This is a genomic window from Streptomyces cinereospinus, from assembly GCF_042430725.1.
GTDB classification, from domain to species: Bacteria; Actinomycetota; Actinomycetes; order Streptomycetales; family Streptomycetaceae; genus Streptomyces; species Streptomyces cinereospinus.
Genome location: NZ_JBHMCY010000014.1, coordinates 21142 through 43480, shown reverse-complemented (window position 1 = coordinate 43480; position 22339 = coordinate 21142). Strand labels below are relative to the sequence as shown.

The window sequence follows — 22339 nt, the reverse complement described above, 5'->3', positions numbered from 1 at the left end:
AACTAGAGATCTTGAGGAGCGGCGTTCCGCGCCCTGGTTCAGGGCGTCCGCCGCCAGGCCCTTTCGTCCACCGGGCCGCTGTGACTTCGTGACATCCAGGGTGGCGCGTTCCACGGAAAATTGAACTTGCGTTTCACAGAGTGAGACGCAAGTATCGTTGCATGGACAACAGTAGCGGCGTCGGCGTTCTGGACAAGGCGGCCCTCGTCCTGAGCGCTCTGGAGTCCGGTCCGGCCACCCTCGCGGGTCTGGTCGCGGCCACCGGACTGGCACGACCCACGGCTCACCGCCTGGCCGTGGCTTTGGAACACCACCGTATGGTGGCGCGCGACATGCAGGGCCGCTTCATCCTCGGCCCGCGCCTGGCCGAGCTGGCCGCGGCCGCCGGCGAGGACCGCCTCCTCGCCACCGCCGGGCCGGTGCTCACCCACCTCCGTGACGTCACGGGCGAGAGCGCCCAGCTCTACCGCCGCCAGGGCGACATGCGCATCTGCGTCGCCGCCGCGGAGCGCCTGTCCGGACTGCGGGACACGGTCCCGGTCGGCTCGACGCTCACCATGAAGGCGGGCTCCTCGGCCCAGATCCTCATGGCCTGGGAGGAGCCCGAGCGCCTGCACCGGGGCCTGCAAGGCGCCCGCTTCACGGCGACGGCCCTGTCCGGCGTACGGCGCCGGGGCTGGGCCCAGTCCATCGGCGAGCGGGAGCCGGGCGTCGCGTCCGTCTCCGCCCCCGTGCGCGGCCCGTCGAACCGCGTGGTGGCCGCCGTCTCGGTGTCCGGCCCCATCGAGCGCCTGACCCGCCACCCGGGCCGGATGCACGCCCAGGCCGTCATCGACGCCGCGTCCCGCCTCTCCGAGGCGCTCCGCCGCACCGGCTGAACTCCGCGGCGGACCACGGAAGCACATCGGGCACTCCGTGCCCACCTGTCTCAACAGCCCCACAGGACACGTCACTGCTCCTGGACCGCCGGGAACGCGAAAGCGCCCCGGGGCCGGCCTCAACGCCGCGGCAGGCCCCGGGACACTCGGCCCTTCCGGTTCGGTCAGACCGCCTTCAGCCGCTCGGCGGCCCGCTCGCCGCGCCGCCCGACCGGCACCACCCCGGTCGCCTTGCCCAGCCCGAAGGCGGGCATGTTCACGTACACCGACTCGTAGCCGCCGGCCGGCACGGCGTACGTCTCGTGCCAGAAGCCGACCTTGCCCCGGCCCTCGCGCATCCGGCGGTTGAACGCCGCCCACGCGGGCCGGTGCTCCTTGTCGGCCGCCGAGGCGTACGCGAAGAGCTTGTCGGTCGACTCCCAGTACTGCACCAGGTACAGCACCCGCGGCCCGAGCAGCGCCTGCACACCGAGCAGCCCCTGCCCCCGCTCCCGCGACAGCTCCCGCAGCATGCGCGGCATGGCCCGCGCCACCGGCCACCAACTGCGCACCGCCAAAAGGCTGTTGAAGCGCATCCCGATCAGGAACACCACCACGTCCCCGTGCGCGTCCGCGGTCATCCGCCCCGCGATCGGCCTGTCACCCATGACGAACCCACCTTCCCCCTGAGACAGCCGGACGTCTTCCGGCATCACCATTGGATAGTGTCACTATCCATGCTTGGATAGTGACACTCACCAAGGCGGGACGCAAGAGGAAGAGCGAAGGAGCCAAGCGGCCATGAGGCTGTCGGAGCTGAGCAGGCGCAGCGGCGTCGCCACGGCCACCGTGAAGTTCTACCTGCGCGAGGGGCTGCTGCCGCCGGGCCGCCGGATCACCGCCACCCAGGCCGAGTACGGCGAGGAGCACCTGCGCCGGCTGCGCCTGGTGCGGGCGCTGATCCAGGTCGGCGGGGTCTCCGTGGCCGCCGCCCGCGAGGTGCTCGCCGCACTGGACGACGACTCCCTCGACCACAACGAACGCCTGGGCACCGCCGTCTGGTCGCTCCCGCACGGCAGGCCCGCCGGCCCGGACGAGGCCGCCGACCCGGCGACGGCCCGGCGGCGCGCGGACCGCCTGCTGGAGCTGCTCGGCTGGGGCTACGGCCCGGCGACCGAGACGACACCGCCCGCGTACGGGATGCTGGTGACCGCGATCGCCGCGCTGGAGCGGCTCGGATACCCCTGCACCGTCGAGGACTTGGAGCCGTACGCCCGCGCCCTGGGCCGGCTCGCCGAGCACGATCTGGATCTCGTGGAGCGGTACGGCGGGACGCCGGACGAGCAGGTGGAGGCGGCCGTGGCGCTGACCGTGCTGTACGAGCCGGTGCTGCTGGCGCTGCGCAGGCTGGCGGAGGCGGAGGAGTCACGCCGCAGGTTCGGCAGCCACTGAGGCGCGGACCACCCGCCGGGCCCCGTTCGGGCCGCACGGACCCGCACACGCCGATGGGCCTCCACCGAAGTGGAGGCCCATCGATCTCGTACCCCCGACCGGATTCGAACCGGCGCTACCGCCTTGAGAGGGCGGCGTGCTAGGCCGCTACACAACGGGGGCGTGGACACTGCGTCGCCGCAGGTCCGAGCTGGTCTACCTGGACTCGAACCAAGACTAACTGAACCAGAATCAGTCGTGCTGCCAATTACACCATAGACCAATGTGGTTTAGACCAGTCAGTACCCCCGACCGGATTCGAACCGGCGCTACCGCCTTGAGAGGGCGGCGTGCTAGGCCGCTACACAACGGGGGCCCTAGCGATCATCTCGAAGGAGATCACCGTACCCCCGACCGGATTCGAACCGGCGCTACTGCCTTGAGAGGGCAGCGTGCTAGGCCGCTACACAACGGGGGCTTGCGGATGTGATCCGCGAGTGCAGATGAGCTCTGCGAGCTGGCCTACCTGGACTCGAACCAAGACTAACTGAACCAGAATCAGTCGTGCTGCCAATTACACCATAGGCCACTGGAACGCAAGCCCCGGAGGGGTTCTCGTTCTAGTTCGCGCTTCCGGTTCCCGGCCTTTCGGCCCGCTCCCCGGCGGCGCAGGAAGAACATTACCTGAAGGTGGACGGGGCTCCAAAACGAGTATCGGAGCCGAGGATCGCGGGCAGTTCGGCGAGCGAGCCGATCCGGTGCGGACCGGCGGGGACGTCCCCCCAGGTGCGGGCGCCGTTCCGGTCGATCCACACGGACACCAGCCCGGCGTCGGCGGCGCCCCGCCAGTCGATCTCCGGGTGGTCGCCGACGTACGCCACCCGGTGCGGCGGCAGGTCCAGCGCCTCGCACGCGGCGAGGAAGGCACCGGCCTCGGGCTTGGAGACGCCGAGCTCGGCGGCGCACAGGACGGCCTCGAAGCGGTCGTGCACGCCGAGCACGCGCAGCTTGCGGTCCTGGACGTGCAGGCTGGAGTTGGACAGCACCGCGTGCCGGTGGCTGGCGGCGAGTGCGTCCAGCACCGGCAGTACGTCGGGGAAGAGCGCCCAGGCGGCCTCGTACCGCCCGAGGTACCGCGCGAACCAGGCCTCCGCCTCGGCGTCGGTGAGCTCCCGGCCCAGGAACACGCGCACCCGGTCGCGCCGCTGCTCCTCGAAGGACACCTCGCCCGCCGCGAACCGCGCCCACTGGCTGTCGGTGACCGCCCGCCAGCGCGCGAGGGCCTGCTCGACGCTCTCGTACGCGTCGAGCAGGCCCTCGGCCGCCAGGTGCGCTCGCATGCCGGCGCGGTCCGCGGTCGTGTAGTCGAACAGCGTGTCGTCGACGTCCCAGACCACGGCCCGAATGCTCATGGCCCGACGGTAACCCGGCGGTCGCGGGCCGTGGGCGGATACGCGGAAAACGGGGGCGGCACCCGGACCGGGCGCCGCCCCTTCAGCCGCGGTGCGTCATGCCGCCAGCTTCGCCAGCGCCGCGTCGATCCGGGCCAGCGTCCGGTCCTTGCCCAGGACCTCCAGGGACTCGAAGAGCGGCAGGCCGACCGTGCGGCCGGTGACCGCGACGCGGACCGGGGCCTGGGCCTTGCCGAGCTTGAGGCCGTGCGCCTCGCCCGCCTCCAGGACGGCCGTCTTCAGCGACTCGGGGCTGGTCCAGTCCGCCGCCCGGAGCTTCTCCCGGGCGGTCGACAGCAGGGCGTCGGAGCCCTCCTTCATGGCCTTGGCCCAGCTGGCCTCGTCGAAGACCGGCTCCGGCAGGAACAGGAAGTCGACGTTGTCGGTGATCTCCGACAGGACCTTCAGGCGGGTCTGCGCGTGCGGCGCGATGGCCTGCCACTTCACCTCGTCGAAGGCCTCCGGGGCCCACGGGGCGAACGGGGCCTGCAGCCACGGGCGGCAGCGCTCCGTGAAGTCCTTCACCTCCAGCATCCGGATGTGGTCGCCGTTGATCGCCTCGCACTTCTTGAGGTCGAAGCGGGCCGGGTTGGGGTTCACGTCCGCCACGTCGAAGGCCGCGACCATCTCCGCCGTGGTGAAGATGTCCTGGTCGGCCGAGAGCGACCAGCCCAGGAGGGAGAGGTAGTTGAGCAGGCCCTCGGGCAGGAAGCCGCGCTCGCGGTAGAGGTTCAGCGACGACTGCGGGTCACGCTTGGAGAGCTTCTTGTTGCCCTCGCCCATCACATAGGGCAGGTGGCCGAACTCGGGGATCCGCTGGGCGACGCCCAGCTCGATCAGCGCCCTGTAGAGGGCGATCTGGCGCGGGGTGGAGGACAGCAGGTCCTCGCCGCGCAGCACGTGGGTGATCTCCATCAGGGCGTCGTCGACCGGGTTGACGAGCGTGTAGAGCGGGGCCCCGTTGGCCCGGACGATCCCGTAGTCCGGGACGTTCTCGGGGGTGAAGGTCAGCTCGCCGCGGACCAGGTCGGTGAAGGTGATCGTCTCGTCCGGCATCCGGAAGCGGACGATCGGCTCGCGGCCCTGGGCCCGGTACTCCTCGACCCGCGCCGCGGTGAGCTCGCGGCAGTGGCCGTCGTAGCCGGACGGCCGGCCGGCGGCGCGGGCGGCCTCGCGGCGGGTGTCCAGCTCCTCCTGGGAGCAGTAGCAGTGGTACGCGTGGCCGCCGTCGAGGAGCTTCTGCGCGACGTCCCGGTAGAGGTCCATGCGCTGCGACTGCCGGTACGGGGCGTGCGGGCCGCCGATCTCCGGGCCCTCGTCCCAGTCGAAGCCGAGCCAGCGCATCGAGTCGAGGAGCTGGGCGTAGGACTCCTCCGAGTCGCGGGCCGCGTCGGTGTCCTCGATGCGGAAGACCAGGGTGCCGCCGTGGTGGCGGGCGAACGCCCAGTTGAACAGGGCGGTGCGCACCAGGCCGACGTGGGGGTTACCGGTGGGCGAGGGGCAGAAACGGACGCGTACGGGTGCGCTAGCCACGCTTGACAACCTTGTTGGTGAGAGTGCCGATGCCTTCGATGCTGACGGAGACCTCGTCGCCGACAGCGAGGGGGCCGACCCCTGCCGGGGTGCCCGTGAGGATCACGTCGCCCGGGAGCAGCGTCATGGCCTCGGAGATGTTGACGATCAGATCCTCGATCGGGTGGATCATCTCGCTGGTGCGGCCGAGCTGGCGCTGCTGTCCGTTGACGGTCAGCTGGATGGTCAGGTCGCCCGGTTCCAGGCCGGTCTCCACCCAGGGCCCGAGCGGGCAGGAGGTGTCGAAGCCCTTGGCCCGGGCCCACTGCTTCTCGCGCCGCTGGACGTCGCGGGCGGTGATGTCGTTGGCGCAGGTGTAGCCGAGGACGACGTCCTTGACCCGCTCGCGGGGGACCTCACGGCACATCCGGCCGATCACGACGGCCAGCTCGGCCTCGTGGTGGAGTTCCTCGGAGAAGGCGGGGTACTGGATCTCGTCGCCGTGGCCGATCACCGAGGTGGACGGCTTGAAGAAGGCGAACGGGGCGTCGGGGGCCTCGTTGCCCAGCTCACGCGCGTGTTCGGCGTAGTTGCGGCCGAAGGCGACGACCTTGTTGGGCAGGACCGGCGGCAGCAGCCGTACCTTGCTCAGCGGCACCTTGGTGCCGGAGAGCTCGAAGTCCGCGAACGGGATGCCCTTGATGATGTCGAGGACGAGCTCGTCCGGCTTGTCGCCCTCGACCGCGCCGAAGGCGACGTTCCCGTCGATGGAGAACCTGGCGATGCGCACGGGATCCTTGCGCCCCTTACCTGAGCTGGCTGGAGTCTGACGCTCCAGGCTAGCGCGGCGGGGCGGGTCCGGCCGATCAGCTCGCGGGCACGCGAACGGGCGCCCCGCGCGGTGGCGGCGGGGCGCCCGGTGCCGCGCTGTCCTCTACTCGGCCGCGGTCCCGGCGGGGACGTCCATCAGGATCGTGCGCCGGGGGTTGGCGGTCTGGGCGGGGAGGTCGACGGAGTGCTCCAGGTGCTCCGGGGTCCGCAGCTCGCCGGCGTCGTCGAGGTGTGCCAGCGTGGTGCGCCGCGGGTTGGCTGTCGTGCGGAACATCATCGTCGTCTTCACGGTTGTACTGAACCCTGTCGTGTACGGGGCGCCGGAAGCGCCGGTGGGCAGAACGGTGCCTCTTGTAAAGCGTCAGGCTAAACATCCGATTCCCCGCCGACGGTGCGGAGCGACCCTGAGGCTTGTGTGAGTTTGCTCACGAACTCACCCCCAAATCAGGCATTTCAGGCCCGCACCTTGTGCCAACGAAACGGACATTGACCCCTTGAACCTGCCATTCCGCTCCTGATCATGGCGACTGGGACACCCTGCACACCTCGGCGAATCGTGGCGGTATGTCCGGTATAAGGCAGAGTCCGCTCTACATGTCGTGACGTCACCCTCACGTGGTGTCACGGTTGTCACAGCCTGACCGGCTGGCCTTGTTGGAGATCCTCCGCTGTGCTGGAATTCCACGGACCGCCGCAGGATCGAGCCGGCGCACAGGGGCCGCGACACCGCCGCTCCTGAGGAGTGAGCGGCGAGAAGGGGGAGTCCAGCGCCGGTCACTCACGACCACCCGGGAGCGTATTCAGGGCGCTCCCGACGACGCCGACACCGTCCTTCCGCTCACCCGGAGGGGCGCCTGGTCCAGAGGTTGCGACGCTAGTGCAGGGACGTTTCAAGAGGGATGGCAGCGGTTCGGCGGAGCCGGAGCCGCACGGCGGGACTGGCCCCATGGCCGGCAGCTCCTCGCCCCAGCACGCCCAGGGCCCGGCCCCGTCCGGCGACGGCGGTCCCCGCTCCGGGCGCCACGGCGCGTCCACGGCCTCCGGCCGCCCCGGCGCGTCGGCGTCCGGCTCTTCCGCCTCCGCCCCCGCGGTGAAGCCGCCGCAGGGCGCGACCGGCCCCGGCGCGCGAATAGCGCTGCGCAACTGGCGCATCTCGACCCGCCTGGTGGCGCTGCTGACGCTCCCGGTGGTCGCGGCCACCTCGCTCGGCGCGCTGCGCATCAGCCAGTCCCTGGACGACATCGAGCAGCTCGACAACATGAAGCTGCTCACCGAGATGACCAAGCAGGCGACCGAGCTGGCCGCCGCCCTCCAGGAGGAGCGGGACCAGTCCGCCGGCCCGCTGGCACACGGCTCCACGTCCAGCGCGATCGCGGTCAAGGGCTTCCAGGACAGGACGGACCGGGCGCTGGAGAACTTCCTCGCCTCGTCCGAGGAGGTCGACGCCGCCAGCAAGGACGGCAACCTCCAGGGCGTGCGTGACAGCCTGGTCGGTCTCGCCCGCGACCTGAACAGCCTCAACGAGATCCGCAACAACGCCTACGAGGCCGAGGAGAACTCCACCCAGACCGTGGAGGCGTACCACCGCCTCATCACGCACCTGCTGGACCTCTCCCAGGACATGGCCGAGGCGACCAGCAACCCCGACATGATCCAGCGCACCCGCGCCCTGTCCGCGTTCTCCTCCGCCAAGGAGTACGCGTCGATCCAGCGCGCGGCCCTGGCGGCGGCGCTGCCCGCCAACAACAGGACCTTCGGCAACCTCTCCGAGAACGACCGGCTGTACGCCGAGTCGGCGCTGGAGAGCCAGGTCTCCGAGCTGCGCAGCTTCTCCAGCATCTACGGCGAGGGCGCCGAGGAGCTCCTCCAGCCCATCGACCAGGGCAACGCGACCATCGAGGCCACCGACAAGTACGCCAGCCGCGCGCTGAGCCGGGAGAACGGCCTGGCCGGCCTGGAGAAGCGCTCGTACCGGGACTGGCTGGACGACAGCTCCACCAAGATCCAGCAGATGAAGAACATCGAGCGCACGCTGCTGGAGGACATGGAGCAGAAGGCGCGCGAGCTGCGCAGCGAGTCGGAGCGCGAGGCGCTCGTCTCCGGTGCGCTCGTGCTGCTCGTGCTCGGCGTCTCGCTGGTCGGCGCGTTCGTGGTGGCCCGCTCCATGATCCGCTCGCTGCGCCGGCTGGAGGACACCGCGACCAGGGTCGCCGCCGAGCGCCTGCCCGAGCTGGTCAAGCAGCTGTCCGAGTCCGACCCGCAGGACGTCGACACGTCCGTGGAGTCGGTCGGCGTGCACTCCCGCGACGAGATCGGCCGGGTGGCCGCGGCCTTCGACGACGTGCACCGCGAGGCGGTCCGCCTCGCCGCCGAGCAGGCCCTGCTGCGGGGCAACGTCAACGCGATGTTCACCAACCTCTCGCGCCGCTCCCAGGGCCTGATCCAGCGCCAGCTGTCGCTCATCTCCGAGCTGGAGTCCCGCGAGGCGGACCCGGACCAGCTGGCCTCGCTGTTCAAGCTGGACCACCTCGCCACCCGTATGCGCCGGAACGGCGAGAACCTCCTCGTCCTCGCCGGTGAGGAGCCCGGCCGCCGCTGGACCCGCCCGGTCCCGCTGGTCGACGTGCTGCGTGCCGCCGCCTCCGAGGTGGAGCAGTACGAGCGCATCGAGCTGGCCTCGGTGCCGACCACCCAGGTGGCCGGCCGCGTGGTCAACGACCTCGTGCACCTGCTCGCCGAGCTGCTGGAGAACGCCACCTCGTTCTCCTCGCCGCAGACCAAGGTCAAGGTCACCGGTCACGCGCTGCCCGACGGCCGGGTGCTGATCGAGATCCACGACACCGGCATCGGCCTCTCCCCCGAGGACCTCGCCCAGATCAACGAGCGGCTCGCCTCGCCGCCCACCGTGGACGTCTCCGTCTCCCGCCGCATGGGTCTGTTCGTGGTCGGCCGCCTCTCGCAGCGCCACGGCATCCGCATCCAGCTGCGCCCGTCCGACTCCGGTGGTACGACCGCGCTGGTCATGCTCCCGGTGGACGTGGCCCAGGGCGGCAAGAAGCCGCAGGGCAAGGGCGGCTCGGGCGGCCCGGCCGCCGCGCAGGCCGCCGCCGGTGCGGCCGCGGCCCGGCGCGGCAACGGCTCCGCGCTGGGCGCCGGTGCCGCCGGTGGCGGTGCCCTGGGTGCCGGCGGGTCCGGCGGAGGCCTGCTGGGCGCCGGTCAGGGTCCGCGGGCCGCGTTGCCCGGCCGGGACGCCGGCGATGCCCCGGGTGCGCCGGGCGGACCGCGTGGCCCCCAGACTCCCCCGGCCCCGCAGCAGGGCCGGCCGGGCGCCGGTGCGGGCAACGCCCAGGCGCCTGCCGCCGCGCAGGGCCAGGAGGCCCGCGGCCCCGTGACGCCGCAGCGCGGCAACGGCAAGTCCGGTGGCGAGCGCGGCCGGCGCGGCCGTCAGCCGCAGCTGCCGCCGCGCGGTGGCGCACGGGCCGAACTGCCCGGCGGCAACGAGCCGCAGCAGCGCCCGAGCTGGAGCGACGAGAACGCGCAGCCGCCGGTGCCGCGGGCCGCGCTGGACACCCCGCGCGGCCACGACGACCAGCGGGACCCGTCCCAGACGGCCCCGATGCCGCGGATCGACGACCGGCAGGGCCCGGGCTCGACCGCCGAGATCCCGGCGGTCGGCCGCGGCGACGACCGCCAGGGCCCCGGCGCGAACGCGCCGCAGGACGGCAACCAGTACGTCCGCCCGGACGTCTTCGGCGTCCCGGGCCCGCAGCACGGCCGGCCCGACCCGTCCCAGACGGGTCAGACCCCCGCCGGGCAGGCGTACGACAACGGCGCGACCGGCCAGTTCCCCGCCGCGCAGGCCTACGACAACGGCTCCACCGGCCAGTTCCCCGCCGCGCAGGCCTACGACAACGGCGCGACCGGCCAGTTCCCCGCCGCGCAGCGGCCGGACAACGGCACGACCGGCCAGTACGCCGCGCCGCAGGGCTACGGCAACGGGGCGACGGGCCAGTACCCGGCCCCCTCCGGGTACGACAACAACGGCACGACGGGCGAGTATCCGGCTGCCCCGGGCTACGACAACGGGGCTACCGGCCAGTACTCCGGGTACGACGGTTCCGCCACGGGTCAGCAGGCACTGCCCGGCGGCCGCCAGAACCCCGCGGGCGCGGGCCGGTACGACCACCCGCAGGGCGACCCCGGCGGCCGGCGGCCGGCGGCTCCGCAGCAGCAGCGACCGGCCCGCCAGGCGCCGGAGGCGCTGCCGCCTGCGCCGAGTTCCGGTGACGGGCGCACGCCGCTGTACGACACGCTGGAGACCAACTGGTTCCGCGGCCAGGCAGGGCAGCAGGACCAGCCGGGTCAGCCCGGACAGGGCCGGCCGGCCCAGCCGGGCCGGGCCGAGCGTCCGCAGGGCAACGGCTCCGCGCCGGCCCCGCAGGGCCCCCCGGCCGCCCAGCGTCCCGCCGCCTCCGCCTGGCGCAGCTCGCCGAACGACGACCTCGTCCGGCAGGCCGAGCGCGTCCGGCAGCCGGCCGCGGGCGGCGTCACCACGTCCGGCCTGCCGCGCCGGGTGCCCCGGGCGAACCTCGTCCCGGGCACCGCGCAGCAGCAGCCGCACCAGAGCGGTCCGCAGGTCTCGCGCGCCCCACAGGACGTGCGCGGCCGGCTGACCAACCTCCGTCGGGGTATCGCACAGGGCCGTCAGGCCGGGTCCGGCCAGACGGGCAGTTTCCCGAGCCCCACTCACCAGCAGGAGCGTTAGTTGAGTCCGATGAGCCAGGCGGCACAGAACCTCAACTGGTTGATCACCAACTTCGTGGACAACACCCCCGGGGTGTCCCACACCGTCGTCGTGTCCGCCGACGGTCTCCTCCTGGCGATGTCGGAGGGCTTCCCCCGGGACCGCGCCGACCAGCTGGCGGCGGTCGCGTCGGGACTCACCTCGCTGACGGCCGGGGCGTCCCGGATCTTCGAGGGCGGCACCGTGGCGCAGACCGTCGTGGAGATGGAACGAGGATTCCTCTTCCTCATGTCCGTCTCGGACGGCTCGTCGCTCGCCGTTCTCGCGCACCCGGAGTGCGACATCGGTCTCGTCGGCTACGAGATGGCGCTGCTGGTCGACCGGGCGGGAGCGGTGCTCACGCCGGACCTGCGCGCCGAACTGCAAGGAAGTCTGCTCCACTGACCTCCCCGGATCCACCCGTCTCACCAAATCACCGTCCGGCCGCCACAAACCCCCCACCGGCCCTGTCAGACGGCACGACTGACCAACTTGCTGTCCCGCCCGGAGGATTCATGACCCCGCCCACCGCCTCTCATGATCCGTACGCTGATCCGTACGGCGACGAGGGCGACCAGCCGCTGGTCCGTCCGTACGCGATGACCGGTGGCCGGACCCGGCCGCGCTATCAACTCGCCCTCGAGGCGCTGATCAGCACCACTGCCGACCCGGCCGCACTCATGGGACTGCTCCCGGAGCACCAGCGCATCTGCCACCTGTGCCGCGAGGTGAAGTCGGTCGCCGAGGTCTCGGCGCTGCTCGCCATGCCGCTCGGGGTGGCCCGGATCCTCGTCGCGGACCTGGCCGAGGCCGGACTCGTCGCCGTCCACCAGCCGGGCGGCGACGAGAACAACGGCGGCGCCCCCGACGTGACACTGCTCGAAAGGGTGCTCAGTGGCCTTCGCAAGCTCTGAACCGAGAGGTGCCACCACCTCCGCCAAGATCGTGGTGGCCGGCGGCTTCGGCGTGGGCAAGACCACGTTCGTCGGCGCCGTCTCGGAGATCAACCCGCTGCGCACGGAAGCCGTCATGACGTCCGCGAGCGCGGGCATCGACGACCTCACGCACACCGGGGGCAAGACCACCACCACGGTGGCGATGGACTTCGGCCGCATCACGCTGGACCAGGACCTGATCCTGTACCTCTTCGGCACGCCCGGCCAGGACCGGTTCTGGTTCATGTGGGACGACCTGGTGCGCGGCGCCATCGGCGCGGTGGTGCTGGTGGACACCCGCCGGCTGGCGGACTGCTTCCCGGCCGTGGACTACTTCGAGAACAGCGGTCTGCCGTTCGTGGTCGCCCTCAACGGCTTCGACGGGCAGCAGCCGTACGCTCCCGAGGAGGTCCGCGAGGCGTTGCAGATCGGCCCGGACACCCCGATCATCACCACCGACGCCCGGCACCGGACGGACGCCAAGTCCGCGCTCATCACGCTGGTGGAGCACGCCCTCATGGCGCGGCTCAAGTAGCCCCCCGGCGGGCGGAAAACCCAAGTGATCGACGTTGCGCGGCAGTTGCCGCGGGCGTCGGCAGCATGACAGCGAAGCCGGCTGTGGCCTTGGACACGGCCGGCTTCGGTGTTCATAACGTTTCGGCAGAGGAATCGGGTGGTACCGCCACGCGTCGCGGTCAGGTGGTCTCGCTGTGCGTACGAATGCCCCGTCTTTTGACGGGGCTCGCTCTTTATGACCGTTTTATCTACGGCGTGTCCGGGCGTCGGTCCGCCCTTCCCAGTGTTTGGAAGAGCGCAGGTCCACGTGCTGGAATGCCTGAACTGCCCAAAGGTCAAAGACGTACTCAGTGGTCGATGGCGAACTGGGCTCTGAGAGACTGCGGCACGACGTAGGTGCCCGCCGCCGAGAGGTTGTTGGTCGAGTGAGGCGAAGCAACAAAGGTCCCGAGCCGCCCGCCCGGGGCAACTTCACCCCGCCGCCGCGCGGAGCGGCGCCCGCCCCCGTCGTGCCCGGTCCGGAGCAGACGGCCGCGCCCGCTCCGAGCGGCGGCCGCTTCTCCCCCCGCAACTGGCGCGTGCCGACCAGACTGAACGCGATCCTGCTCATCCCCGTGCTGGTGGGCCTGGTCATGGGCGGCTTCCAGGTGACGAGCTCGATCGACACCTGGCAGGAGGCGGAGGACGCCGAGAACACCGCGCGTCTGGTGCGGGCCTCGCTGACCTACGGGGACGCCCTCTACAACGAGCGTGACGTCACCGCGGCCCCGTTGCTGCTGGGCCGCGACCAGGCCGCCGTCACAGAGGCGCGCAAGAAGACCGACGAGGCCGCCGACGCCTTCGACTCGGCCGCCCGGAACATGCCGCAGAAGGCGGGTCTGCAGCGCCGGCTGAGCCTGTTCCGCGAGGCGGAGCCCAGGCTCCAGCAGCTGCGCCAGGCCGCGTACACCTCCCGGCTCACCGGCGTGCAGACGGAGGAGGGGTACGTCGCAGTCGCCCACCCCCTGATGGAGTTCGCCAACGAGCTGGGCCTGGGCACCGGAAACATCACCAGCTACGGCCGGACCGTCTACGCGATCTCGCTGACCAAGGCGGCGCTGTCGCTGCAGCGCGCCATCGGCATGCACCTGCTGGTCGAGCCGGGTCCCGAGGAGACCGACCTGGCCCAGCAGCGGGTGGCGCTCTCCTCCTACGCCTACCTCGAGGGCATCGCCATCGAGGAGTACATCGGCGGTGGCACCGAGGCCGACGCGCAGAAGCTGGAGGACGCCAGGAAGCAGATCGAGGCGGACGCCCAGCAGCAGGCCAAGGAAGCCCTGGCCGAGGACCCGGAGTACCAGGCGCCGCCGTCCGACCCGACCGTGCTGGTCGCGGCCGTGGCCGGTCTGGCCACCACCGACGCCGCCGCCCGCGAGACCCTCGCACAGCAGGGCATCACCCCCGAGAACTGGTGGGCGGTCAACACCCTCAAGTACGACGCGTACCGCGAGATCGAGTCGGACCTGGCCGACAGCGCGGTGAACGAGGCCGCGGCCATCGCCGACGACGCCCGCCAGGACGCCTTCGTCGGCGGCGCCGTCGTCGTGATCGCCCTGCTCGCCGCGTTCGTCCTGGCCGGCATGGTGGCCCGCCAGATGAGCCGCTCGATGCGCCAGCTGCGCAACGCCGCCTTCGGCATCGCCGAGCAGCGGCTGCCGATGCTGGTCGACCAGCTCTCGCGCACCGACCCCGGCCGGGTCGACACCCGCGTGACGCCCATCCCGATCACCTCCACGGACGAGATCGGCGAGGTCGCCCGGGCCTTCGACCAGGTCCACCGCGAGGCCGTCCGGCTCGCCGCCGAGCAGGCCCTGCTGCGGGGCAACATCAACGCGATCTTCACCAACCTCTCACGCCGCAACCAGTCGCTGATCGAGGGCCAGCTGACCCTGATCACCGACCTGGAGAACAACGAGGCCGACCCGGACCAGCTGGAGAACCTCTTCAAGCTGGACCACCTCGCGACCCGTATGCGCCGCAACGGCGAGAACCTCCTGGTCCTCGCCGGCGAGGAGCCCGGCCGCCGCTGGGACCAGCCGGTTCCGCTGGTCGACGTGGTGCGCGCCGCCTCCTCCGAGGTGGAGCAGTACGAGCGCATCGAGATATCCGGTGTGCCCGAGGCCGAGATCCACGGCCGTGCCGTGACCGACCTCGTGCACCTGCTGGCCGAGCTGCTGGAGAACGCGACCACGTTCTCCTCCCCGCAGACCAAGGTCCGCGTCACCGCGACCCGTCTCCCGGACGGCCGCGTGATGATCGAGATTCACGACAAGGGCATCGGCCTGACCGCCGAGGACTTCGCGGACATCAACCACAGGCTGGCCAACCCGCCGACCGTGGACGCCGCGATCTCCCAGCGCATGGGCCTGTTCGTGGTCGGCCGGCTGTCCGACCGGCACGGCATCCGGGTCCAGCTGCGCCCCTCCGGCGAGCAGGCCGGCACCACCTCGCTGGTCATGCTCCCCGACGCCATCACCCACGGCGGCAGCGGCGAGCAGGCGCCGGTCCGCGAGGAGTTCACCGTCTCGCAGATCATCCCGGAGCAGCAGTACCAGGGTGAGAGCTTCAGCCAGCCGATGCGTACGGCCGCCGAGCTGGGCTTCGACGACAGCCGCTACATCGAGGTCCCGGACGACATCCGCGGCCTGGACCCGGTGGGCCGCTCCCTGATGCGCGAGGAGCGCCGCGCGGCGCTGGAGGCGCAGACCCACGGCCAGCCGGCCGGCCAGGAGGGCCAGGCGTTCGGCGACGGCGGCTACGACGGCCGGCCGTCCTACGGCAACGCCGGGCAGCAGCCGTACGACACCGGCCGGCACGCCTACCCCGACCAGGCCGCGGCCTACGGTGAGCAGACGGCGTACCCGGAGCAGCCGGCGTACGAGGACCAGCAGCAGCGGTCGTACGACGAGCAGTACCACGCGCCGGAAGGACTGCCGCGGGGCGAGGGTTTCCCGGCCAGCGGCGGCTACCCGGAACCCGGGTATGCGGAGCCGGGCCAGGAGCAGCGCGCGGCGGCCCCGTCCGGTTCCCCGGAGAGCCTCTCGGCGTTCGAAGAGCAGTCCTACCAGGGCGACTGGCAGCAGCGCGACGGCTACCAGAACGGGTACGCCGACCAGTACGCTCCGCAAGCGGAATCCGCGCAGGCCGCTGACGCGGGCGAGCGGGACCGCGTAGGCTTCGACCGTCCGGGAGCGGACCACACCGCGGCGCACGCGCTGACCGACGCGGGGCTTCCCCGCCGGGGATCCGCCGGTGGCGGCCAGGCGGCCGACGGGCCCGTGAACCGGGACGCGGCGGCCCCTTCGGCGGACGGCGACGCCGACGACGGCTGGCGCTCGGCGAACGACGAGCGCTGGCAGCAGGCCGCGCAGCTCCGCAAACCGAAGGCGGGCGGGGTCACCTCCTCCGGCCTGCCGCGGCGGGTACCGAAGGCCAATCTGGTCGAGGGTGCCGCGGAATCGACCCCGCAGGGCGGCCCACAGGTCTCCCGCGATCCCGAGGACGTCCGGGGCAGGCTGAGCAACCTGCGCCGGGGCGTCCAGCGGGGACGCAGCGCAGGAAGTGAAACGAACGGCCAGGGCTTCGGTCCTGACAGCACCTACAACCAGGAGCGTTAGTGTGAGCCCGATGAGCCAGGCGGCACAGAACCTGAACTGGTTGATCACCAACTTCGTGGACAACACCCCCGGGGTGTCCCACACCGTGGTGGTCTCCGCCGACGGACTCCTTCTGGCGATGTCCGAAGGCTTTCCCCGCGACCGCGCCGACCAGCTCGCGGCCGTCGCCTCCGGTCTGACCTCACTGACCGCCGGCGCCTCGCGCATCTTCGAGGGCGGCAGCGTGAACCAGACGGTTGTGGAGATGGAGCGAGGATTCCTCTTCATCATGTCCATTTCCGACGGGTCGTCGCTCGCGGTCCTGGCCCACCCCGAAGCGGACATCGGTCTCATTGGGTACGAGATGGCACTTCTGGTCGACCGCGCCGGCACGGTGCTCACCCCGGATCTCCGTGCGGAGCTCCAGGGCAGCCTTCTCAACTGACAGACAGACGGTGCGATTTCGCGTCCCGTGCCCGTAAGGTTTCGGGACGCGGCTGCACAGTCATGGGCGCCCGGCACAGTCGGAGGAGGAGAAAGTGGCAACACCCCCAAGCGGTTCATCAGGCAACTGGTCGTACGGCCCCGGTCAGGGGCAGGACGACGGTTCCCGGAACCGGTACAACTTCCCCTCCGCACCCAGCAACCGGCAGCCGTACGCACCGCAGGGCCCCGGTCCGTCGCCGTACGACCAGCCGAACGCGCCGCGCGTCCAGCCCGTGCAGCCGCAGCGCCGCACCCCTGAGCCGGCGCCCGCCGGGGCGTCGCACAACCCCCTGGTGCGCCCGTACGCGATGACGGGCGGCCGCACCAGGCCGCGGTACCAGCTCGCCATCGAGGCGCTGGTGCACACCACCGCGGCTCCGCACCAGATGCAGGGTCAGCTTCCCGAGCATCAGCGGATCTGCAACCTCTGCCGGGAGATCAAGTCGGTGGCCGAGATCTCGGCGCTGCTGACGATCCCTCTCGGCGTGGCCAGGATCCTCGTCGCCGACTTGGCGGAGGCGGGCCTGGTCGCCATCCATCAGCCCGGCGGCGACGAGAACGCCGGCGGCCAGCCAGACGTGACACTGCTCGAAAGGGTGCTCAGTGGACTTCGCAAGCTCTAGCGGCGGTCCTTCCCGCTCCACCACCTCCGCGAAGATCGTGGTGGCGGGCGGTTTCGGCGTGGGCAAGACCACGTTCGTCGGCGCTGTCTCGGAGATCAACCCGCTGCGCACGGAAGCCGTCATGACGTCTGCTTCGGCGGGCATCGACGACCTCACCCACACCGGGGACAAGACGACCACCACGGTCGCCATGGACTTCGGCCGCATCACGCTGGACCAGGATCTGATCCTGTACCTCTTCGGCACGCCCGGCCAGGACCGCTTCTGGTTCATGTGGGACGACCTGGTGCGCGGCGCCATCGGCGCGGTGGTGCTCGTGGACACCCGGCGCCTGGCCGACTGCTTCCCCGCGGTCGACTACTTCGAGAACAGCGGCCTGCCGTTCGTCATCGCCCTCAACGGCTTCGACGGCAACCAGCCGTACGCTCCCGAGGAGGTCCGCGAGGCGCTCCAGATCGGCCCGGACACCCCGATCATCACGACGGACGCCCGCCACCGCGCGGACGCCAAGTCGGCGCTGATCACGCTGGTCGAGCACGCGCTGATGGCACGCCTGCGGTAATCGGCACGGACACGGCCGCGGCCCCCGTTCCTCCTGTGGGAGGGAGGGGGCCGCGGGCTTTTCCGGAAAGGCCCGGCGGGCGGCGGGGCCGGCACCGGCCGAACGTGCCACGGCCCCGCCGTCTCGGAAGAAGGCGGGGCCGTGGGCGGCCGGTGCGTCAGGCGTGCCAGCTGTGGGGGGCGCGGAAGCCGGGCTCGCGCTCCAGGCGGCGCCAGCCGGCCTTGGCGCGGCCGTGGTGGGCCGGGGCGGGCGCGGCGGTGTGGGCGGCCGCGCGGGCCAGCAGGAGGGCGGTGATCGCGGCGACTTCCTCGGGCTCGGCGTGGCCCTTCTCGACGCGGATGTCAGGAGTGCTCATGGCTGTCAGTCTCCGTGGAAGAGGTTTCCGCTGGGTTACTGCGGGGGGTTGCCGTGCTTGCGCGAGGGCAGGTCGGCGTGCTTGGTGTGCAGCATCGCCAGGGACCGGATGAGCACCTCGCGGGTCTCCGCCGGGTCGATGACGTCGTCCACCAGACCGCGCTCCGCCGCGTAGTACGGGTGCATGAGCTCGGACTTGTACTCCTTGACCATCTTCTGCCGCATGGCCTCGGGGTCCTCGGCGTCCGCGATCTGACGCCGGAAGATGACGTTGGCGGCGCCCTCGGCGCCCATCACCGCGATCTCGTTGGTGGGCCAGGCGTACGTGAGGTCCGCGCCGATGGACTGGCTGTCCATGACGATGTAGGCGCCGCCGTAGGCCTTGCGCAGGATCAGGGAGATCCGCGGCACGGTGGCGTTGCAGTACGCGTACAGCAGCTTCGCCCCGTGCCGGATGATGCCGCCGTGCTCCTGGTCGACGCCGGGGAGGAATCCGGGCACGTCCAGGAAGGTGACGATCGGGATGTTGAAGGCATCGCACATCTGGACGAACCGCGCGGCCTTCTCGCTCGCCTCGATGTCCAGGACGCCCGCCAGTACCTGCGGCTGGTTGGCGACGATGCCGACCACCTGGCCGTCCAGCCGGGCCAGCGCGCAGATGATGTTGCGCGCCCAGCGCTCGTGGACCTCCAGGTACTCGCCGTCGTCGACGATCTCCTCGATCACCTTGGCCATGTCGTACGGCCGGTTGCCGTCCGCCGGGACCAGGTCCAGCAGCACGTCGGAGCGGCGCTCGGGGGCGTCGGAGGAGTCCGCCCGGGGCGGGTTCTCCCGGTTGTTCTGCGGGAGCAGCGACAACAGGTAGCGCACCTCGGCGATGCACGTCTCCTCGTCGTCGTACGCGAAGTGGCAGACGCCGGAGGTCTCGGCGTGCACGTCGGCGCCGCCGAGGCCGTTCTGGGTGATCTCCTCGCCGGTCACCGCCTTGACCACGTCGGGGCCGGTGATGAACATCTGCGAGGTCTCGCGGACCATGAAGACGAAGTCGGTGAGGGCGGGCGAGTACGCCGCGCCGCCGGCGCACGGGCCGAGCATCACGCTGATCTGCGGGATGACGCCGGACGCCCTGGTGTTGCGCTGGAAGATGCCGCCGTACCCGGCGAGCGCGCTGACGCCCTCCTGGATGCGGGCGCCGGCGCCGTCGTTCAGCGACACCAGCGGGGCACCGGCCGCGATGGCCATGTCCATGATCTTGTGGATCTTCGTGGCGTGCGCCTCGCCGAGGGCGCCGCCGAAGATACGGAAGTCGTGGGCGTAGACGAAGACCGTACGGCCCTCCACCGTGCCCCAGCCGGTGACGACACCGTCGGTGTACGGCTTCTTGGTCTCCAGCCCGAAACCGGACGCCCGGTGCCGGCGCAGCTGCTCGACCTCGCGGAAGGAACCCGGGTCCAGGAGCAGTTCGATGCGCTCCCGGGCGGTCAGCTTGCCCTTGGCGTGCTGCGCCTCGGTCGCTCTCTCACTGGGACCGGCCACCGCCTGCGCACGGATCTCGTGCAGCTCGGCCACCCGCCCGCGCGCGTCCGTCGGCTCATCCACCGGCTCGCTCGCCGACTCACCCGTCGCCTCATCCAAAACGGTCATGTAGCGACCTTACGAAGGACACCGAGGAAAGCGAGCCGTCGACTCCGTACAGTCTCCGGCGCGTTTTACTGGTGCCACTGAACAGAACCGGGGCGACACACCGGCGTTCCGACTGCTCAGAGGGCTTCGACATTGTAGAGGTCACACAAATCGGTCAGCCCACGGCCATGGAGATTTCATGTCCGACCCATGCCATCCATGGGGTGACGCGGCGAGCGTGACGCGCCACCTCACCAACGATGTTGAAGATTAAAAGGAATAGGTCTACCGTCGATCCCGTTGGCATGGTTGAACATTCAACAGCCTCGTCCCAAGGAGCACATCATGGGCATCTTCGGCAGCAGGAACAGCGGTACCGCGACCAGGACGGCCGCCGCGGGAAACCCGGAGCGGGCCGCCCTGACCGGCGACTACACCCTTGACCCCGCGCACACCACCATCGGCTTCGTCGCCCGGCACGCCATGGTCACGAACGTCAAGGGCAAGTTCCTCGACTTCTCCGGCGCGCTGCACCTGGACGGCTCCGACCCGTCCCGGTCCAGCGCGACCATCGACGTCACGATGGACAGCATCGACACGGGCAACGCCGACCGGGACGCCCACCTCAAGAGCGCGGACTTCTTCACCACGGAGCGGTTCCCGGCGATGACGTTCCGCTCCACCGCGGCGGAGGCGCTCGGCGGCGACGACTACCGGATCACCGGCGACCTGTCCATCCTCGGCGTCACCAAGCCGATCACCATCGACCTGGAGTTCAACGGCGCCGCGAAGGACCCCTTCGGCAACGACCGGGTCGGCTTCGAGGGCAAGGCCGAGCTGCTGCGCTCGGAGTGGGGCCTGACCTGGAACGCGGCGCTGGAGACGGGTGGCGTCCTGATCTCCGACAAGATCAAGCTGGTCTTCGACATCTCGGCGGTCAAGAACGCGTGAGCCCGGACTCGCACCACACCACCTTTCCGGGCCCCCGTTCCTCCGCTCCCCATTTGCCCGCGAGCCCGGCGACGGGCTGATCCCGGGCGAGGAGATCTGCGCCGGGTGCCCGGCGGGCGGCGTCGACACCTGCCAGGGCGACTCGGGCGGCCCCCTGTTCCGCCGGGACGCCGCCGGGGCCCGGGTCCAGGCGGGCAGCACCGGCCGGGGCATCGGCTGCGCCCGCGCCGACGCACCCGGTGTCTGCACCGAGGTCTCCGCCTTCGCCGCCGCGATCGCCTCGGCCGCGGCCACCCTCCGACCCGCCCGGAACCACCCGGGCCCGGCGCCGCGCCGCGCCGGGCCCGGCCGCGTGCACCGGCGGCGCCGAGCGGACGCACCGGCACGGGCGCGCCGGGTCAGAACCCGCCGCCGAAGTCCCCGCCACCCCCGAAGTCGCCGCCGCCGAAGCCCCCGCCGCCGAAGTCGCCGGTGTCGAAGTCCGCGCCGGAGACGTCGCCGCCCTGGTAGCCGCCCTCGCCGAAGTCGCCGTAACCGGCGCCGTAGTCGGCGGCGTAGGCCGGGGTGGCCATGGCGCTGCCGAGCAGGGTGCCGATGAGCAGGCCGGGCAGGATGCCGCCGCCGAAGTAGCCGCCCGCCCAGGGCCCGTAGGCCGGGCCCGCGTCCCAGTACGGGCGGGGGCCGGAGACCGTCTCCACCTCACGGATCATGGGGTCCCGGCCGTCGGACAGGCGGGTCCGGTCGGCCGCGCAGACCGGCACCTCACGGGTCGCGCCGCCCGCGGGCGTCCAGGTCACGTCGGCGACCGAGGGGCCGTGGCGCGGGTCGAAGAAGCACGGCGGACGGCGTTCGGGCAGCGGCCGGCCCGCGCGGCGGGCGGCGAGGGCCGCGAGCGCGAAGCGGCCGTCCTCCAGGGACTGCGTGACCGCCCGGACGTCCTCGGGTTTCGTGGCCGCCGCCATGCGCGCCTTGGACGTCTCGTAGGCGTCCAGCGCGTGCGCGTAGTCCGCGCGCATGGCGTCGTCGGCGCCGGGTTCGGCGGGGTGGAAGTCGAGCCGGTCCAGCTCCTCGCCGAAGGCGGTGATGTCCTCGTCCACCACCACGCGCAGTTTCTCCAGTGCCGCCCGCTGCTCCTCCTCGTGGCGGTGGCGGTTGCGGCGGGAGAGCGCGTAGGCGCCGGCGCCGCCCGCGGCCAGCACCGCGCCGAGCGTGATCAGGCCGGTGGCCGAGACGCCGTCGCCGGTGTCCCCGCTCCAGCTGCTGGGCGCCACCCCGCCCACGTTACGCAGGGCGCCGTCCACGAAGTCGTTGAGCTGGGCCTTGACGTCGCCCGCGCTCTGCACGGACGCGACCAGGTTGGACACGGCGGCGCGGCTCAGCACCCGGCTGTCGGCGCGGGCGTCGAACGCGTCGCCGAGCCGGATGCCGTACACGCCGGTGACGCCGGTCTCGGTGCGCAGGTTCCGGAAGAGGTCCTCGGTGGGGTAGCCGGACGGGAGGACCGCGACGAAGACGGGTTTGTCCGCGTCCCTGATCTTGTCGGAGAGCGCCTCGGCGTCCGACTCCGGCAGCAGGTCCGCCGCGGCCGGGTCCACGTAGACCGGGCTCTCGCGCAGCGCGGCGGCGACCTCGGACAGGTCGGTGGCCGCGTGTGCGCCGGGCGCACCGGCCGTCAGTACCGCCAGCACGGCGGCGACAGGCACGATCAGCAGGCGTATGAGCCGTTGTACGAGCGCGGCCTTCATACGTTCGAAAGTACCCGAACCGGCACAGAAAGGGGCATCGGCCC

The 22339-nt window shown here is 71.6% G+C and carries 19 protein-coding genes, 5 tRNA genes and 1 pseudogene; 12 read left to right on the top strand and 13 right to left on the bottom strand.

The window, feature by feature from the left end:
- Positions 1–161: 161 nt before the first annotated feature.
- The gene (gene ndgR / locus ACFF45_RS09895; protein WP_381344720.1) at positions 162–878 is read left to right on the top strand and encodes an IclR family transcriptional regulator NdgR; all 717 of its coding nucleotides are present in this window, start codon (positions 162–164) and stop codon (positions 876–878) included.
- 164 nt (positions 879–1042) lie between these two features.
- Here the strand turns inward: ndgR and ACFF45_RS09890 are convergent, their stop codons facing one another.
- Positions 1043–1525 carry a DUF4188 domain-containing protein gene (locus tag ACFF45_RS09890; protein WP_381344718.1) on the bottom strand — a complete coding sequence of 161 codons (483 nt, stop codon included), beginning with the start codon at positions 1523–1525 and terminating at the stop codon, positions 1043–1045.
- Between the two features lie 133 nt (positions 1526–1658).
- Between ACFF45_RS09890 and ACFF45_RS09885 the strand changes: the two genes are divergently transcribed.
- Positions 1659–2309 carry a MerR family transcriptional regulator gene (locus ACFF45_RS09885; RefSeq protein WP_381344716.1) on the top strand — a complete coding sequence of 217 codons (651 nt, stop codon included), beginning with the start codon at positions 1659–1661 and terminating at the stop codon, positions 2307–2309.
- An 89-nt stretch (positions 2310–2398) separates the two neighbouring features.
- On the opposite strand, the gene ACFF45_RS09880 is transcribed toward ACFF45_RS09885, so the two are convergent.
- The 9 genes from ACFF45_RS09880 to ACFF45_RS09840 all read right to left on the bottom strand — a co-directional run bounded on the left by ACFF45_RS09880 (position 2399) and on the right by ACFF45_RS09840 (position 6371).
- Positions 2399–2471 (bottom strand) — tRNA-Glu (locus tag ACFF45_RS09880).
- A gap of 28 nt (positions 2472–2499) precedes the next feature.
- Positions 2500–2571: transfer RNA gene (locus tag ACFF45_RS09875), tRNA-Gln, on the bottom strand.
- Between the two features lie 20 nt (positions 2572–2591).
- Positions 2592–2664: transfer RNA gene (locus tag ACFF45_RS09870), tRNA-Glu, on the bottom strand.
- 29 nt (positions 2665–2693) lie between these two features.
- Positions 2694–2766, bottom strand: a tRNA-Glu gene (locus ACFF45_RS09865).
- A 39-nt stretch (positions 2767–2805) separates the two neighbouring features.
- Positions 2806–2877 (bottom strand) — tRNA-Gln (locus ACFF45_RS09860).
- Positions 2878–2968: 91 nt separating this feature from the next.
- The gene (locus ACFF45_RS09855; protein WP_381344714.1) at positions 2969–3700 is read right to left on the bottom strand and encodes an HAD family hydrolase; all 732 of its coding nucleotides are present in this window, start codon (positions 3698–3700) and stop codon (positions 2969–2971) included.
- Positions 3701–3796: 96 nt separating this feature from the next.
- A complete protein-coding gene (gene gltX, locus ACFF45_RS09850; protein WP_381344711.1) occupies positions 3797–5281 on the bottom strand; it encodes a glutamate--tRNA ligase in 1485 nt (494 codons plus the stop codon).
- Positions 5265–6041, bottom strand: coding sequence for a fumarylacetoacetate hydrolase family protein (locus ACFF45_RS09845; protein WP_381344708.1), 777 nt, complete (start codon positions 6039–6041; stop codon positions 5265–5267). The genes gltX and ACFF45_RS09845 overlap by 17 nt, the downstream gene beginning before the upstream one ends.
- Before the next feature lie 144 nt (positions 6042–6185).
- Positions 6186–6371 (bottom strand): hypothetical protein, encoded by a 186-nt coding sequence (locus tag ACFF45_RS09840; protein ID WP_381344706.1) that lies wholly within the window; start codon positions 6369–6371, stop codon positions 6186–6188.
- Between the two features lie 588 nt (positions 6372–6959).
- Between ACFF45_RS09840 and ACFF45_RS09835 the strand changes: the two genes are divergently transcribed.
- From ACFF45_RS09835 to ACFF45_RS09800, 8 genes are all read left to right on the top strand, one after another.
- On the top strand, positions 6960–10847 hold the full coding sequence (locus ACFF45_RS09835; protein WP_381344703.1) for a nitrate- and nitrite sensing domain-containing protein: 3888 nt from the start codon (positions 6960–6962) through the stop codon (positions 10845–10847).
- Between the two features lie 9 nt (positions 10848–10856).
- Entirely contained in the window at positions 10857–11270 is a 414-nt protein-coding gene (locus tag ACFF45_RS09830; RefSeq protein WP_023546525.1) for a roadblock/LC7 domain-containing protein, read from the top strand.
- Between the two features lie 110 nt (positions 11271–11380).
- The gene (locus ACFF45_RS09825) at positions 11381–11779 is read left to right on the top strand and encodes a DUF742 domain-containing protein (protein WP_224734783.1); all 399 of its coding nucleotides are present in this window, start codon (positions 11381–11383) and stop codon (positions 11777–11779) included.
- Positions 11760–12335 carry a GTP-binding protein gene (locus ACFF45_RS09820; protein ID WP_381344700.1) on the top strand — a complete coding sequence of 192 codons (576 nt, stop codon included), beginning with the start codon at positions 11760–11762 and terminating at the stop codon, positions 12333–12335. The genes ACFF45_RS09825 and ACFF45_RS09820 overlap by 20 nt, the downstream gene beginning before the upstream one ends.
- Positions 12336–12741: 406 nt before the next feature.
- Positions 12742–15972, top strand: coding sequence for a sensor histidine kinase (locus ACFF45_RS09815; RefSeq protein ID WP_381344698.1), 3231 nt, complete (start codon positions 12742–12744; stop codon positions 15970–15972).
- 10 nt (positions 15973–15982) lie between these two features.
- Positions 15983–16396 carry a roadblock/LC7 domain-containing protein gene (locus ACFF45_RS09810; protein WP_004983065.1) on the top strand — a complete coding sequence of 138 codons (414 nt, stop codon included), beginning with the start codon at positions 15983–15985 and terminating at the stop codon, positions 16394–16396.
- A 94-nt stretch (positions 16397–16490) separates the two neighbouring features.
- Positions 16491–17060, top strand: a complete 570-nt coding sequence (locus ACFF45_RS09805; RefSeq protein ID WP_381344695.1) for a DUF742 domain-containing protein — start codon at positions 16491–16493, stop codon at positions 17058–17060.
- The gene (locus ACFF45_RS09800) at positions 17041–17622 is read left to right on the top strand and encodes a GTP-binding protein (protein WP_381344694.1); all 582 of its coding nucleotides are present in this window, start codon (positions 17041–17043) and stop codon (positions 17620–17622) included. The genes ACFF45_RS09805 and ACFF45_RS09800 overlap by 20 nt, the downstream gene beginning before the upstream one ends.
- 157 nt (positions 17623–17779) lie before the next feature.
- On the opposite strand, the gene ACFF45_RS09795 is transcribed toward ACFF45_RS09800, so the two are convergent.
- Both ACFF45_RS09795 and ACFF45_RS09790 read right to left on the bottom strand, forming a co-directional pair.
- Positions 17780–17977 (bottom strand): acyl-CoA carboxylase epsilon subunit, encoded by a 198-nt coding sequence (locus ACFF45_RS09795; RefSeq protein ID WP_381344691.1) that lies wholly within the window; start codon positions 17975–17977, stop codon positions 17780–17782.
- A 35-nt stretch (positions 17978–18012) separates the two neighbouring features.
- Positions 18013–19545 carry an acyl-CoA carboxylase subunit beta gene (locus ACFF45_RS09790; protein ID WP_381344902.1) on the bottom strand — a complete coding sequence of 511 codons (1533 nt, stop codon included), beginning with the start codon at positions 19543–19545 and terminating at the stop codon, positions 18013–18015.
- Between the two features lie 399 nt (positions 19546–19944).
- Here ACFF45_RS09790 and ACFF45_RS09785 point away from each other — a divergent pair, with 399 nt between their 5' ends.
- Complete coding sequence (locus tag ACFF45_RS09785; RefSeq protein ID WP_381344688.1) at positions 19945–20550, top strand: YceI family protein; 606 nt, start codon at positions 19945–19947, stop codon at positions 20548–20550.
- Between the two features lie 73 nt (positions 20551–20623).
- Positions 20624–20848, top strand: a pseudogene (locus ACFF45_RS09780) (trypsin-like serine protease); the annotation flags it as partial.
- Between the two features lie 100 nt (positions 20849–20948).
- On the opposite strand, the gene ACFF45_RS09775 reads toward ACFF45_RS09780, so the two are convergent.
- Complete coding sequence (locus tag ACFF45_RS09775) at positions 20949–22295, bottom strand: hypothetical protein (protein WP_381344686.1); 1347 nt, start codon at positions 22293–22295, stop codon at positions 20949–20951.
- Between the last annotated feature and the right edge of the window lie 44 nt (positions 22296–22339).